The organism is Cupriavidus sp. GW822-FHT02D05 (genome assembly GCF_058802485.1).
In genome coordinates, this window is the sequence record NZ_JBXAOE010000002.1 from 38,527 (window position 1) to 52,719 (window position 14,193).

Annotated in this window: 11 protein-coding genes; 9 read left to right on the forward strand and 2 right to left on the reverse strand. The window is 67.2% G+C overall.

Going from position 1 to position 14,193, the window contains the following annotated elements; all coding sequences use genetic code 11:
* Positions 1-296: 296 nt before the first annotated feature.
* The 8 genes from AC1RQK_RS02600 (at position 297) to pgi (ending at position 10,552) form a co-directional block, all read left to right on the forward strand.
* Entirely contained in the window at positions 297-1,640 is a 1,344-nt protein-coding gene (locus AC1RQK_RS02600) for an amidase (RefSeq protein WP_492807537.1), read from the forward strand.
* A gap of 146 nt (positions 1,641-1,786) precedes the next feature.
* Positions 1,787-2,749 carry a TRAP transporter substrate-binding protein gene (locus AC1RQK_RS02605; protein ID WP_174424553.1) on the forward strand — a complete coding sequence of 321 codons (963 nt, stop codon included), beginning with the start codon at positions 1,787-1,789 and terminating at the stop codon, positions 2,747-2,749.
* Positions 2,750-2,918: 169 nt separating this feature from the next.
* Positions 2,919-3,470 (forward strand): TRAP transporter small permease subunit, encoded by a 552-nt coding sequence (locus AC1RQK_RS02610; RefSeq protein WP_309405805.1) that lies wholly within the window; start codon positions 2,919-2,921, stop codon positions 3,468-3,470.
* Positions 3,470-4,780 carry a TRAP transporter large permease gene (locus AC1RQK_RS02615; RefSeq protein ID WP_253927291.1) on the forward strand — a complete coding sequence of 437 codons (1,311 nt, stop codon included), beginning with the start codon at positions 3,470-3,472 and terminating at the stop codon, positions 4,778-4,780. The genes AC1RQK_RS02610 and AC1RQK_RS02615 overlap by 1 nt, the downstream gene beginning before the upstream one ends.
* 22 nt (positions 4,781-4,802) lie before the next feature.
* A complete protein-coding gene (locus tag AC1RQK_RS02620; protein ID WP_492807540.1) occupies positions 4,803-6,092 on the forward strand; it encodes a D-amino acid dehydrogenase in 1,290 nt (429 codons plus the stop codon).
* Positions 6,093-6,094: 2 nt separating this feature from the next.
* Complete coding sequence (locus AC1RQK_RS02625) at positions 6,095-7,720, forward strand: NAD(P)H-hydrate dehydratase (protein WP_492807541.1); 1,626 nt, start codon at positions 6,095-6,097, stop codon at positions 7,718-7,720.
* Positions 7,717-8,679: a DMT family transporter gene (locus AC1RQK_RS02630; protein ID WP_492807543.1), complete on the forward strand. Its 963-nt coding sequence runs from the start codon at positions 7,717-7,719 to the stop codon at positions 8,677-8,679. The genes AC1RQK_RS02625 and AC1RQK_RS02630 overlap by 4 nt, the downstream gene beginning before the upstream one ends.
* Positions 8,680-8,917: 238 nt before the next feature.
* Positions 8,918-10,552, forward strand: coding sequence for a glucose-6-phosphate isomerase (gene pgi / locus AC1RQK_RS02635; protein WP_492807545.1), 1,635 nt, complete (start codon positions 8,918-8,920; stop codon positions 10,550-10,552).
* Positions 10,553-10,564: 12 nt separating this feature from the next.
* On the opposite strand, the gene AC1RQK_RS02640 is transcribed toward pgi, so the two are convergent.
* Positions 10,565-11,263, reverse strand: a complete 699-nt coding sequence (locus AC1RQK_RS02640; RefSeq protein ID WP_492370655.1) for an ABC transporter ATP-binding protein — start codon at positions 11,261-11,263, stop codon at positions 10,565-10,567.
* Between AC1RQK_RS02640 and AC1RQK_RS02645 the strand changes: the two genes are divergently transcribed.
* Entirely contained in the window at positions 11,262-11,945 is a 684-nt protein-coding gene (locus AC1RQK_RS02645) for an arylesterase (RefSeq protein ID WP_492370656.1), read from the forward strand. The genes AC1RQK_RS02640 and AC1RQK_RS02645 overlap by 2 nt on opposite strands.
* Before the next feature lie 72 nt (positions 11,946-12,017).
* Here the strand turns inward: AC1RQK_RS02645 and AC1RQK_RS02650 are convergent, their stop codons facing one another.
* Positions 12,018-13,967 (reverse strand): SurA N-terminal domain-containing protein, encoded by a 1,950-nt coding sequence (locus AC1RQK_RS02650; RefSeq protein ID WP_492807548.1) that lies wholly within the window; start codon positions 13,965-13,967, stop codon positions 12,018-12,020.
* Positions 13,968-14,193 lie beyond the last annotated feature (226 nt).

The following is a 14,193-nucleotide window of genomic DNA, read 5'->3' on the forward strand; positions in this document are numbered from 1 at the left end:
CTTTCAGGGGTCGGTGTACGCACGGAACGACAAGGATGACTAGGTGTATCCCCGATGTCCCGGCCACCATATTTGGCTTGACAGTTTATTAACAAATTATGAGGATAAACACAAAATAAATCCAAGCAAAACATCGGGGATGTCACCGTGGATTCTGCACGAAAAAAGGGCGGGGAACGCGGGTTGCGCACTATCGCGGGGACGCAGGCGTGCCCCGCCATGGGCTGGTTGCGCAGCGCGGACGCACTCGATAGACTCGATCGGACCCCTCCTGAGCGCGACTGATCGCGAGCCCCATGCCCACGGATATCCAAACATTACAGACAAAACTTCGCGATGGCGCGATCTCCCGCGCCGACGTGATCGCCCAGGCTGCGCAGCACGCGCAGCAGCCGGACGCGCACGCCGTGTTCCTGCACACCACCTTCGACACCGCCGTGCAGGTCGCCAAGGCCGCCGACGCGGCCTGCCGGGCGGGCAAGCCGCTGCATCCGCTGGCCGGCCTGCCGGTCTCGGTCAAGGACCTGTTCAACATCGCCGGCGAAACCTCGCGCGCAGGCTCGCCGGTGCGCAGCGACGCGCTGGCGGCCACGGCCGACGCCACGGTGGTGCGCCGGCTGCGCGAGAGCGGCGCGGCGCTGGTCGGGCGCACCAACATGACCGAGTTCGCCTTCTCGGGCGTGGGCATCAACCCGCATTTCGGCACGCCGGTGAACCCCGCGGACAAGCAGGTCGCGCGCATTCCCGGCGGCTCGTCGTCGGGCGCCGCGGTGTCCGTGGCGCTGGGCCTGGCCGCGGCGGGGCTGGGCAGCGACACCGGCGGCTCCATCCGCATCCCGGCTGCCCTGTGCGGGCTGACCGGCTTCAAGCCGACCGCCCGGCGCGTGCCGCTGGATGGCGCCTTCCCGCTCTCCTATACGCTGGACACCGCCTGCGCCATGGCGCGCACGGTGCAGGATTGCGTGCTGGTGGACAGCGTGATCGCCGACCAGGCGGTGCTCCCCGTCATCAAGGCCGCGGCGGGTATCCGACTGGCCATCCCGCGCCAGGTCCTGCTCGACGGACTCGATGACACGGTGGCGCGCGCGTTCGACCGCGCCCTCGGCCGGCTGTCCGCGGCCGGCGTGCAGATCGAGCACATCGACCTGCCGGAGCTGGCCGAGCTGGCCAGCATCAACGCCGGCGGCGGCTTCACCGCCGCCGAGGCGCATGCCATCCACCGCCACGTGCTGGCCACGCGGCGCGAGCAATACGATCCGCGCGTCGCCTCGCGCATCGACCGCGGCGCGGCCATGAGCGCGGCCGACTACGTGGACCTGATGCGCGCCCGCCTTGACTGGATCGCGCGGGTAGCGGCTCGCATCGAAGGCTTCGACGCCGTGGCCTGCCCCACCGTGCCGATGGTGGCGCCGCCGATCGCCCCCCTGGTGGCGGACGACGATTTGTTCTTCCGCACCAACGCCCTGCTGCTGCGCAATACGTCGGCGTTCAACTTCCTCGATGGCTGCTCCATCTCGCTGCCCTGCCACCAGCCGGACGAGCTGCCCGTGGGCCTGATGCTCTCGCACGGTGCGTTGCGCGACGCGCAACTGCTGGGCACGGCAATTGCATTGGAATCCATCATCAAGCCGGCGGCCTGAGGCGCCGCGGCAAGGACAGAGGTAACCCGCGCCACCCCTGAGCCAGGTGGCGCGGGCAAGACGACTTCAGAACAAAATCCAAGACAAACGTAGCCGCAACGACAAACCAGGAGAGATCGATGCAAGGGAAGGCCACACTGAAGTGCATGTTGCTGGGCGGGGTGCTTGCCACCGCCGCCGTGATGACGTCGGCCGCGCGGGCGGATACCAAATGGGACCTGCCAACCGGCTACCCGGTGAGCAACCTCCACACCGAAAACCTGCAGCAGATGGCCACCGACGTGGAGAAGGCCACCGGCGGCAAGCTCAAGATCGTGATCCATCCCAACGGCTCACTGCTCAAGGCCAACGAGATCAAGCGCGGCGTGCAGACCGGCCAGGTGCAGATGGGCGAGATCCTGATGTCGCTGCTGGCCAACGAGAACCCGGTGTTCGGCGTGGACGCGGTGCCCTTCCTGGCGACCAGCTACCAGGACTCCTACAAGCTGTGGCAGGCCTCGCGCGCGGTCACTGACAAGGTGCTGGACAAGCAAGGCATGAAGCTGCTGTACGCGGTGGCCTGGCCGCCGCAAGGCATCTACGCCAACAAGCCGATCAACACCGCGGCCGACATGAAAGGCCTCAAGTGGCGCGCGTATAACCCCGCCACCTCCAAGATCGCCGAACTGGTGGGCGCACAGCCGGTGACCATCCAGGCAGCCGACCTGGCGCAGGCGCTCGCCACCGGCACCGTCAATTCGTTCATGTCCTCGGGCGCCACGGGCGTGGACACCAAGGTCTGGGAGAGCGTGAAGTACTTCTACACCGTCGATGCCTGGCTGCCCAAGAACATGCTGGTGGTCAGCAAGAAGTCCTTCGCGGCGCTGGACAAGCCAACCCAGGATGCCCTGCTCAAGACGGTGGCCGAAGCCGAGAAGCGCGGCTGGCAGATCTCGGAGCAAAAGACGCGTGAATACCTGGCCGTGCTCGGCAAGAACGGCATGACGGTGCAGCCGCCCTCGCCCCAGTTGAAGCAAGACATGCAGAAGCTTGGCCAGGTGATGGTGGAAGATTGGGCCAAGGGCGCCGGCGACGACGGCAAGGCCATCCTGGACGCATACAAGAAGTAGGCGTTGCCGTCATTGCCATAGTTGGCGCTGTAGTTGGCGCCGTAGTCAGTGCCCTAGCGAGAATCAAGCGATCCGTATCCGGCCACGGCGGCGTTGCACGCCGGCGTGGCCCTGCTGCCGCAAGCCTCCCGCGCCCTCTTTTTCACCGCATCAACCCTCCCCACTCGCCATGGAAGCCACTTCCGTCAACAAGCGCTGGCTGGACCGGCTGCTTGACCTGTTCGCCGTGCTCGGCGCGCTGTGCATCCTCGGGGTCTGCCTCATCATGATCCTGATGTCGTTCTCGCGCGAGACCACGTTTATCTTCAAGGGCGGCGACGACATCGTTGCGTGGCTGTGCGCCGCCTCCGCCTTTCTCGTACTTGGCCAGACCTTCCAGCACGGCGGCATCGTGCGCGTGGAAATGCTGCTGGAGGCCGTCAAGCCGCGCGTGCGCTGGTGGCTGGAGCTGATCTCGCTGACCATCTGCGCGGTGTTCGCCGCCTACGCGACCTGGGCCTTGTTCAGCTTCGCCTGGGCGAGCTGGGAGATCGGCGATGTGTCGCAGGGCCAGATCGTGGTGCCGCTGTGGATTCCGCAGAGCTTTGCGGTGCTGGGCTGCGCCGGCTTCATGCTGGCGGTGCTGGACGAACTGTTGCGCGTGGCGCGCAAGCAAAAGCCGCGCTACCAGCTGGCGCAGGAAGCCAAGCTGGCCGCCGGCGACTTCGGGGAGACCGTCTGATGAGCACCGTCCTGATTTCCCTGATCCTGCTGGTGGTGATGATCGGCTTCCTGGTCATCGGCGCGTGGATTCCCGTGGCCATTGCCGTCACCTCCTGGGTGGGGCTGGTGGTGTTTGCCGATCGCGATGCGCTGGTCAACCTGGCCAATGCGTGGTGGTCGTCCAGCGCGTCGTATACGCTGGCCTCGCTGCCGCTCTTTGTGTGGATGGGCGAGATACTGTTTCGCACCAAGCTGTCCGAGCAGATGTTCAACGGGCTCTCGCCGTGGTTGAACTGGCTCCCCGGGCGCCTGATGCACGTCAACATCCTGGGCTGCGGCATCTTCGGCTCGGTGTCGGGCTCGTCTGCCGCCACCTGCGCCACCATCGCCAAGTCGGCGTTGCCCGAGCTGACCCGGCGCGGCTACGATGAGCGCGTGACGCTGGGCTCGCTGTCGTGCGCTGGCACGCTCGGCATCCTGATCCCCCCTTCGATCACCATGGTGGTCTATGCGGTCTCGGCCGATGTGTCGATCATCCGCGTGTTCCTGGCCGGTTTCCTGCCCGGCCTGCTGCTGATGCTGCTGTTCTCCGGCTACATCGTGGTGTGGGCGCTGTCGAACCCGGACAAGACGCCGAAGGCGGAAGTCTTCAACTGGCGCTCGCGGCTCGCCTCGATCCGCCAGTTGATGCCGTGCATCGTGCTGATCGCCTTTATCACGTGGATCATGATCACCGGCTACTCCACCGCCACGGAAGCGGCCGCCTACGGCGTGGTGGCGTCGCTGGCGCTGGCGTGGGTGGGCGGCTCGCTCACGCGCAAGGCGTTCTGGGAAAGCCTGATGTCGGCCACCCGGCTGACCGCCATGATCATGTTCGTGCTGGGCGCAACCTCGTTCCTGTCGGTGACCATGAGCTTTACGGGCATCCCGCGCGCGCTGGCGGAATGGGTGGCCTCGATGCACCTGTCGCCCTGGGCGCTGATCGCCGTGCTGACCGTGATCTACATCCTGCTGGGCACCGCGCTCGATGGCATTTCCATGATCGCGCTGACCACCGCCACGGTGCTGCCGATGGTGCAGGCCGCGGGCTTCGATCTGGTATGGTTCGGGATATTCATCGTGCTGCTGGTGGAGATCGCCGAGGTGACGCCACCCGTGGGGTTCAACCTGTTCGTGCTGCAGAGCATGACAGGCAAGGACAGTAACTACATAGCGCGGGTCTCGCTGCCGTTCTTCATGATGATGGTGGTGGCCATCGGCATCGTCACCGTGTGGCCGGAGATCGTCACCTGGCTGCCCGATGTGGTGATGCAAAAAGAGCTGAAGTAACTGAAGTAACCTACGGAGCGCCATGCATGTGATCGTCATCGGCGCCGGTGTCATCGGCGTGTGCTCCGCGTGGTACCTGCGCGAGGCTGGCTTCGACGTAACCGTGGTCGAGCGGCGCGCCGCGCCGGCGCAAGAGTCGAGCTTCGGCAACGCTGGCGTGATCGCACCGGGCTATGTCACACCCTGGGCGGCGCCCGGCATGCCGGGCAAGGTGCTGCGCAACCTCTTCGCCAGCACCTCGCCCGTGCTGTTCCGGCCCAGCGCCGATCCGGCCATGTGGCGCTGGATCGCGCGCTGGCTGGGCGAATGCACGCTGGAGCGCTACCGTCTCAACAAGCTGCGCATGCAGCGCCTGGCCTTCTACAGCCGCGAATGCCTGCATGCGCTGCGCGGCCAGCTCCAGATCGACTACGAGCAATCTCAAGGCTACCTGCAGCTGTTCCGTACCCAGCGCGACCGGGATCTCGCCGAGCCGGCGCTGGCCCTGCTGCGCGAGCACAAGGTGCCGCACCGGCTGGTCGACGCCGACGGCTGCCGGCGCATCGAGCCTGGCCTGACCACCGACACGCCGCTGGCCGGCGGGTTGCATCTTCCCGAGGACGAATCCGGCAATTGCCCGATGTTCGTGCGCCGGCTGCGCGTGCTGGCCGAGGCCGCGGGCGTGCGCTTTGTCATGGACTGCGACGCCAGCGCGCTGCGGCCGTTGCCGGGCGGCAAGCTCTCGCTTGACCTGCGCAGCACCGGTGCCGGCGATGCCCGCGGCGCGCGCGAAACGCTCACCGCCGATCGCGTGCTGGTCAGTGCAGGCATAGCCAGCGCCGCGCTGTTGCGCCCGCTGGGCCTGCGCATCCCGCTCTACCCCGTCAAAGGCTATTCCGCCACCGTGCAGGTCAGCGACGAGCTGCAGGCGCCGCTGGGCGCGCTGATGGACGAGTCGTACAAGGTCGCCATCACCCGCATGGGCAATCGCCTGCGCATTGCCGGCACCGCCGAGCTCGGCTCGCGCAAGCTCGACTTGCGCCCCGCGGCCATCAACACCTTGCTCAAGGTGGCGCGCGACTGGTTCCCGGTTGCAGGCCACTATGGCACGGCCACGCTGTGGGCCGGCGCCCGCCCGATGCTGCCCGATGGCCCGCCGCTGATCGGCGCCACGGCCGTGCCCGGGCTCTACCTCAACCTGGGCCACGGCTCCACCGGCTGGGCGATGGCATGCGGCTCCGGGCGCATTGCCGCCGACCTGATCGCAGGCAATCGCCCCGGCATCGACCTGGATGGCCTGACCCCCGACCGCTACGGCTTAGGCCCACGCTGACCATGCAAAGCTCTGCCCCGACTTCTCCCACGCTGGCCGCTGCGCTGCCCGACGATGCCTGGCTGCCCCTGGACGCGGCAAGCGCCAGCGTGATCCCGCTGTACGACGTGGCGACCATCCGCCACATTGAAGCGGCCGCCATGGCCAGCCTGCCCGCCTTCGCGCTGATGTCCCGGGCCGGCGCTGCCGCGGCGGCCTGGCTGGCGCACCATGCGCCAGCGGGCCCGCTGCTGCTGCTGGCCGGCCCGGGCAACAACGGCGGCGACGCGCTGGTGGCCGCCACCCGCCTGCACCAGGCCGGGCGGCAGGTGCAGGTGTGGCTGACGGCCGAGCCCGATCGCCTGCCCGCCGACGCCGGGCGTGCCTGGCTGGAGGCGCGCGCGGCCGGCGTGATACTGCACGCCATGCCGGAGTCCGCCTGCCATGGCACCCTGCCGCCGTTTCCCCCGGACACCTGCGCGCTGGTCGACGGCTTGTTCGGCATTGGCCTGAACCGCGCCGCCGATGGCTTCACGGCGCAGTGGATCGCGCACCTTGCCGAATCCCGGCTGCCAGTGTTCTCGCTCGACATCCCGAGCGGGCTGTTCGCCGATACCGGCGCCGGCACGCCGGCGGTACGCGCGCGCCGCACCCTCACCTTCATCGGTGCCAAGCCGGGCCTGCTCACGCTCGACGGGCGCGATTGCGCGGGCGAGGTCGATATCGCCCCGCTCGGCCTGCGCTACCCGCCGGCCCAGTCTGCCTGCGCCACGGTCAACGTGCCGGCGTCGTTTGCATCGGCGCTGCCCACGCGGCGCCATGCCACCAACAAGGGCACGTTCGGCTCGCTCGCCGTGATCGGCGGCGGCATCGGCATGACCGGCGCACCGCTGCTTGGCGCGCGTGCCGCGCAGCACCTTGGCGCCGGGCGCGTGCACATCGCTTTCCTGGCGCAGCCCGCGCCGCTGATCGACCTTGTGCACCCGGAGCTGATGCTGCACCCGATCGCGGAGATCGAGCTGACCTACATGTCCGCGCTGGTGATCGGCCCGGGCATGGGCACGGGCACGGCGGCGCGCAAGCAGCTGGCGCAGTTGCTGCAAGCCAGCGTGGCCGCCACCGAGCCGCCCGCGCTGGTGCTGGATGCCGATGCGCTGAACCTGCTGGCCGCGGACCCCGCGCTTGCCGCCATGCTTGGCGGCGGCCCGCCGGTGCGCGTGATGACGCCGCACCCGCTCGAAGCCGCGCGCCTGTCCGGCATCAGCGTGGCCGAGATCCAGCGCGACCGCCTGGCGGCGGCGCGCTCGCTGGCGGCCCAATGGCAGGCCGTGGTCGTGCTCAAGGGCTCGGGCACGGTGATCGCGTCGCCACCGGATGCGCTTGGCAGCATGTCGCTATCGATCAACCCGACCGGCAATGCCGGCCTGGCCACCGCCGGCACCGGCGACGTGCTCGCCGGCATGATTGGCGCCCTGCTGGCCCAAGGCATGCCAGCGCTGCAGGCCGCGCAGGCCGCGGTCTGGCTGCACGGGCGCGCCGCCGACCACCTGGTGGCGCAGGGCACCGGCCCCGCCGGCCTGACCGCGAGCGAGCTCTACCTGCCGGTGCGCGACCTGTTCAATGCCCTGCTGCGGGCGCAGCAGGCATGAGCAAGGCGACGGATGGCGGCGCCCGCCTGCAGGCCGCCAGCGGCTCGCCGGCCCGGCGCCAGCTGCTGACCGGCGTGGCCCTGCTGGTGCTCGGCCAATGGATCCTCAGCCTGCTGGATGCCAGCAGCAAGACGCTGACCCAGCAGGGCCTGCCGGTGGTGGGCGTGGCGTGGGTACGCTACGTGGGCCATGTGGCCGCCATCTTCCTGCTGCTCGGGCCGGTGCGTTTCCGCCAGCAATGGCGCCCCGTGAAACCGGGCCTGCAGTGGCTGCGCGGGGGCATGATGCTGGTCTCCACGCTGGTGTTCTTCAGCGTGCTCAAGCTGATGCCGCTGGCCGAGGCCACGGCGCTGAATTTCTGCGCGCCGCTGTTCGTGGTGGCGTTGTCGCCCTGGCTGCTCGGCGAGCGCCCGAGCGCGCATGCGCGCGTCAGCCGCTGGAGCGGCGTGGCGATCGGCTTCATTGGCATGCTGATCGTGGTGCGCCCCGGCGGCGAGCTGAGCGGGGCCGGCATTACGCTGGGCTTGTTGTCGGCACTGGTGTTCGCGCTGATGCAGATGCTGACGCGGCGCATTGCCGCGCATGACGCGCCCATGACCACCTTGATCCAGAGCGGCGTGACCGGCGCCGCCCTGACCACCCTGCTGGTGCCCTTCTTCTGGTTCGAAGCGGCGCCCACGCCGCTGCAAGCCGTGCTCCTGCTGAGCACTGGCATCACCGGCTCGATTGGCCACTATTTTGTGATTCGCGCGTTCCAGTACGCGGATGCGTCATTCCTCAGTCCCTTCCTCTACCTGCAGATCCTGTCGGCGACGACCATCGGCTACCTGGCGTTCGGCCAGTTCCCGGACTGGATCACCGCGCTCGGCGTGGCGGTGATCTGCGTGGGCGGGGTGTGCGTGGCGGGGGGCGAGTCAGCGCTGCGGGCGGTTGCGCGCCGGCTCGGGCGCCCCGGCTGACGGGAGAACGGCGCCAGCGCGCGAAGGAATGCGCCCGGCGATCGATCCCCTCGGAAGCACTAATGCCGTCTTTTGCCGCCAAAACGCCGAGTCGTGCCAGATGGGCGCGTTATACTTGAGAGGCTCCTGACCGTTGCGCAAGGCCAGCCGGGCTGGCTGCCGGGGAGCAATGATATCTAGCCGAAAAACCAAGCTTGAAACGGTACTTCCGCGCTGTCCTTCAAAGATTTCCGCACGCATGCCCACAGACCTCCACGCCTGGCACTCACTTCTGCAACACCACGACGCCATTCGCGAAACGCCGATGCGCGAGTGGTTTGCCGCCGGCTCCGCGGAACAACGCGTCGAGCAGTTCTCGCTGGAAGCCGCAGGCCTGTATCTCGATTACTCCAAGAACCGCATCACGCCGCAGACCATGGCATTGCTGATGCAACTGGCGGATGAAGCCGGCGTGCCGAAACGCCGCGATGCCATGTTTGCCGGCGACCACATCAACGCCACCGAGGACCGCGCGGTCCTGCACATCGCGCTGCGCGCCGGCGCCGGCGCAGCGTTCAAGGTTGACGGCAAGCCCGTCATGCCCGCCATCCACGCCGTACTGGACCGCATGCGCGTGTTCTCGCAGCGCGTGCGCAGCGGCGACTGGACCGGCTTCACCGGCAAGCGCATCACCGACGTCATCAACATCGGCATCGGCGGCTCGGACCTGGGTCCGCGCATGGTGTGCCGCGCGCTCTCGCACCTGGCCGGCAACGGCCCGCGCATGCATTTCGTCTCCAACGTGGACGGCACCGAACTGGCCGAATGCCTGGACCGTCTCGACCCCGAGCAAACCCTGGTGATCGTCTGCTCCAAGACCTTCACCACGCTCGAGACCATGGCCAACGCCTGCAGCGCGCGCCAGTGGTTCCTCGACCAAGGCGTGGCCCAGGAGCAGCTGGCCAGCCATTTTGCCGCGGTGTCGACCAATGTGGAGGCAGTGCGCGCCTTCGGCATCGACCCGGCGCACATGTTCGAATTCTGGGACTGGATCGGCGGGCGTTTCTCGCTGTGGTCCTCGGTCGGCCTGTCGATTGCGCTGGCGGTGGGCTTCGATGCATTCGAAGACCTGCTGATCGGTGGCCGCGCCATGGATGCGCATTTCAGCAGCGCGCCGCTGGCGCAGAACATGCCCGTGGTGCTGGGCATGCTCGGCATCTGGTACCGCAACTTCTTCGGCATGCCGACCAGCTGCATGGCACCGTACTCCACCTCGCTCGAATTGTTCCCTGCCTTCCTGCAGCAGCTGGAGATGGAGAGCAACGGCAAATCGGTGCAGCTTGACGGCCGCCACGTGCGCGCCCATACCGCGCCGGTGGTCTGGGGCTCCGCTGGCACCAACGGCCAGCACGCCTATTTCCAGTTGATCCACCAGGGCTCGCAGATCGTGCCGGTGGATTTCGTGGCGCCGCTGCGGCCGCCGCGCCTGCTGCCCGGCCATCACGCCAAGCTGCTGGCCAACTGCTTTGCCCAGGCCGAGGCGCTGATGCTCGGGCGCACGGCCGAGGAACTGCGCGCCACGGGCCTCACCGACGAGATCCGTATCGCCCACATGGTGTTCGAGGGCAACCGGCCGAGCAACACGCTGCTGATGGAAGACATCACGCCGCATACCCTCGGCGCGCTGATCGCGCTCTACGAACACCGCACCTTCGTGCAAGGCGTGGTCTGGAACATCAACTCGTTCGACCAGTGGGGCGTGGAACTCGGCAAGATCCTGGCCAAGCCGATCGAGGGCGAGCTTAACCATGCGGAAAGTGCCGCCGCCGGGCAGCACGACGCATCGACCGGCAGCCTGATTGCGCGCGCGCGCGCGGCGCTCGGCAACGCCTGACGCAGCGTTTTATCAAACCGGCGCGGTCATCCACTCGTCGCTGGCAACCCGGCCGGCTTCGATGGTCAGGATGCGCCCGCAGCGGGCCGCCACGGAGCGATCGTGCGTGACCAGCACCAGGGTGGAACCGGCATCGCGGTTCAGCTCGAACATCAGCGCAATGACGGCCTCCCCGGTGGCCGTATCCAGGCTCCCGGTAGGCTCGTCGGCAAAGAGAATGTCGGGACGGGCCACAAACGCCCGCGCCAGCGCCACGCGCTGCTGCTCGCCGCCGGAGAGCGTGCGCGGATAGTGGGAAAGGCGCCCGCTCAGCCCCACGCGGGCCAGCATGTCGGCGGCGCGCTCGCTCACGCCAGCGGTCTCTCCGCGCAACTCCAGCGGCAGCATGACGTTTTCCAGGGCGCTCAGGTGCCCGACCAGCTGGAACGACTGGAACACAAAGCCCACATGGCGTCCGCGCTGCGCTGCCCGCTGGTCTTCGTCAAGCTGGAACAGGTCCTGCCCGTTGAGCTTGACGGTGCCTGTCGTGGGCAGGTCCAGGCCCGCCAGCAAGCCCAGCAGGGTGGATTTGCCCGAGCCGGATGCGCCCACAATGGCCAGCGTTTCGCCGGGCGTGACGGAAAACGACACGTCGTGCAAAATCGTCAGCGAACCTGTCGTGTCGGCTACGGTCTTTCCTAATGACTCGACTGCAAGAATGGATGAAGACATGAGCAAGAAGTTCTGGTGCGGTTGGCGAAAGCTGGCGCTGGCGGTGTGCGTGACCACGCTGCTGCCCGCGATGGTGCCGGCCACGGCGTCGATGGCGCGTGCGGCAACGCCCGCCATCCTGGTGCTGGGCGACAGCCTGTCCGCTGAGTATGGCCTGGCCCGCGATACAGGCTGGGTCAAGCTGATGGAGGCGCGTCTGCGGGCGGAACGTTTCGATTATAACGTCGTGAATGCCAGCATCAGCGGCGAGACCACGGTAGGCGGCAAGACGCGCTTGCCCGACCTGCTGGCAAGGCACCATCCGGCCGTGGTCATCGTGGAGCTTGGCGCCAACGATGCCTTGCGCGGCCTGCCGTTGCAGACCACCGAGGCCAACCTGCGCAGCATCGTCACCAGCGCACAGCAGGCCAAGGCCAGCGTGCTGCTGGTGGGCATGCGCATCCCGCCCAACTACGGGCCGGACTACACCGAACGGTTCTTCTCGCTTTACCCCAAGCTGGCCAGCGAGTACAAGGTCCGGCTCGTGCCCTTCCTGCTGGAGCAAGTCATCGCCAAGCCAGAGTGGTTCCAGGCAGACCGCCTCCATCCCACGGCGCAGGCGCAGGGCACGCTGCTCGATACCGTCTGGCCGCAGCTCAAGCCCTTGCTGAAGGCGCCGGCGGCCGAGACAGCTACCCGCTAGTTGTCCGCGGCTTTGCCATAAAGAGAAAGGCGCCCGAAGGCGCCTTTCTCTTTATGGCTGCGAGCGGCAGTATTACTGCGCGCCAGCCCCGCTGGCCGAACCCGCTTCCGTGGTGGTAGCGGGCTTGAGCAACTTCACCTTGGCCCGGTCCTTCAGGCCTTCGTAGAAGGCTTCCAGCTGGCTCTGGCCCAGCATCTGGCCCAGTTGCTGCGCCTCACCCTGGCGCTGCGCGGCATCCGCCTGCGCCGGCTGGCTGACCTTGCCGATGCGATAGATCGCGTAGCCATCGGCGCCCAGGTCCACGCCGACATACGCGGGCAGCTTGGCGGTATCGGCACGCATCACGGCTTCCACCGCCTTCGGTGCCAGGCCGTCGGCCTTGGCACGCGAGACCGTTACCGATGCGCCGAAGCCGTCGGCGCCGCCGCTCTTCTTCAGTGCTTCGAGACGTTCCGCGCCCGCCTTGGCCGCAAGCTCGGCTGCCTGCTGCGCGATATAGCCTTCACGCACCTTGGCCTGCACGTCTTCGAACTTGCGCACCGTGGCCGGGCGGTAGTCGACGATGCGCGCCGCCACCAGCGTGGTGGGGCCAACCTGCACGGCCTCGGTGTTGCGCTTGTTCTTGACGGACTCATCGCTGAACAGCGCCTTGAGCAGCTTCTCGTTATTGAGCGGGTTTTGCGCGCCCAGGGCCGGGTTCGGCTGGCGGGTCACGTTGTCGGCGCTCTGGATCGTCAGCTTGAACTTGTCGGCGGCCGGCTTGAGGCTGTCGGACTGCTCATAGACCGTATTGCCAAACGTGTCAGCCAGTTCGGTGTACTTCTTGGCGGCGAGTTGCTTGCGCAGCTCCACTTCCAGCTCGGTACGGACCTGGTCAAGCGGCTTGGTCTCGGCCGGCTTGATGCCGGTGAGCTTGATGATGTGATAGCCATAGTCGGTCTCGACCACGTCGCTGATCTGGCCATCCTTGAGCGCGTACATCGCGTCTTCGAACGGCTTGACCAGCGCGCCACGGCCCATGAAGCCGAGGTCGCCGCCCTTCTCCGCCGAGCCCGGGTCCTGCGACTGCTTGCGGGCCACGTCGGCAAACGTCTCGGGATGCTTGCGCAGGTCCTCGAGCAGCTTGGTGGCTTTTTCCTTGGCAGCCTGGCGCTCTGCGGCCGGGGCTTCCTTGGGCGAGCCGATCAGGATGTGGCTGGCGCGGCGCTGCTCGTCGGTGCGAAAGCGCGCGATGTTGCTGTCGTAGTAGGACTTGAGCTCTTCGGGCGTGACCGGCGTCGACGCGGCCAGCGCGTCGGCCGACAGCACCAGGTATTCGACCTTGGCTTGCTCGGGCACCGAGAACGCTGCCTTGTGGCTTTCGTAGTAGGCCTTCAGCGCGGCGTCATCCGGATTGACCTTGGCGGTGAAATCGGCCGCCTTGATTTGCAGCGCCTGCACGTCGCGCTGCTGGTCGCGAATGGCGATCAGGCGGTCCAGCAAGGACTTCGGCACGAAGGCGGTAGCGCCAACCGAGCTACTGAGCTGCTGGGTGGCCAGGTCAAAACGCATGCGGGCGTCGAACTGCTCCGGCGTCATGCCCTGCTGGGCCAGCAGGCCGACATAGGCCTTGTCGTCGATCGTGCCGTCTTTCTTCTTCGGCAACTGAGCGATGGCGGGAATGCTGCTGATCGTCTCGAGCAGGCGTTCGTTGGAAACGGTCAGGTGCTTCTTGGCCACCTCATCCGCTACCACGCGCTGCAGGATCAGCTGGTCGAGCACCTGCTGGCGTGCCTGCGCGCCTTCGAACTGGCGCGGGTCGTAGTTCGTGCCAAGCATCTGGCGCATGCGCTCGCTCTGGTCACGTACCACGTTATCCACTTCTTGCGCGGTGATAGCGCGGCCGTCGACCTTGGCGAGGTCGTGCGAGCTGTCCATGAAACGCGAGTAGCTCTCCACGCCGAAGAACACAAACGACGGGAAGACAAGCACCAGCAGCAGCAAAAGCATCAAGCGCCGGTTGTTGCGTACGAAATCAAGCATGCTGACTCAGGAAAAGGGTTGTACGAACGGCAAACTCCGGGATTCTATCAGGAGCGGCAGGCTTCACGCGATTTGCAGCCCTGTGGCTGCAATTGGCGAGCCGTATCTGCCCATGCCGTGGCGTGTGCTCCGGGACACTGCAAGCCGGAGCCGGCTTGATCAAGAACGGAGCGCGGAATGTGTGAAGCGATGTGATGCGCAAAAAGCAAAACGGGCCACTAAGGGC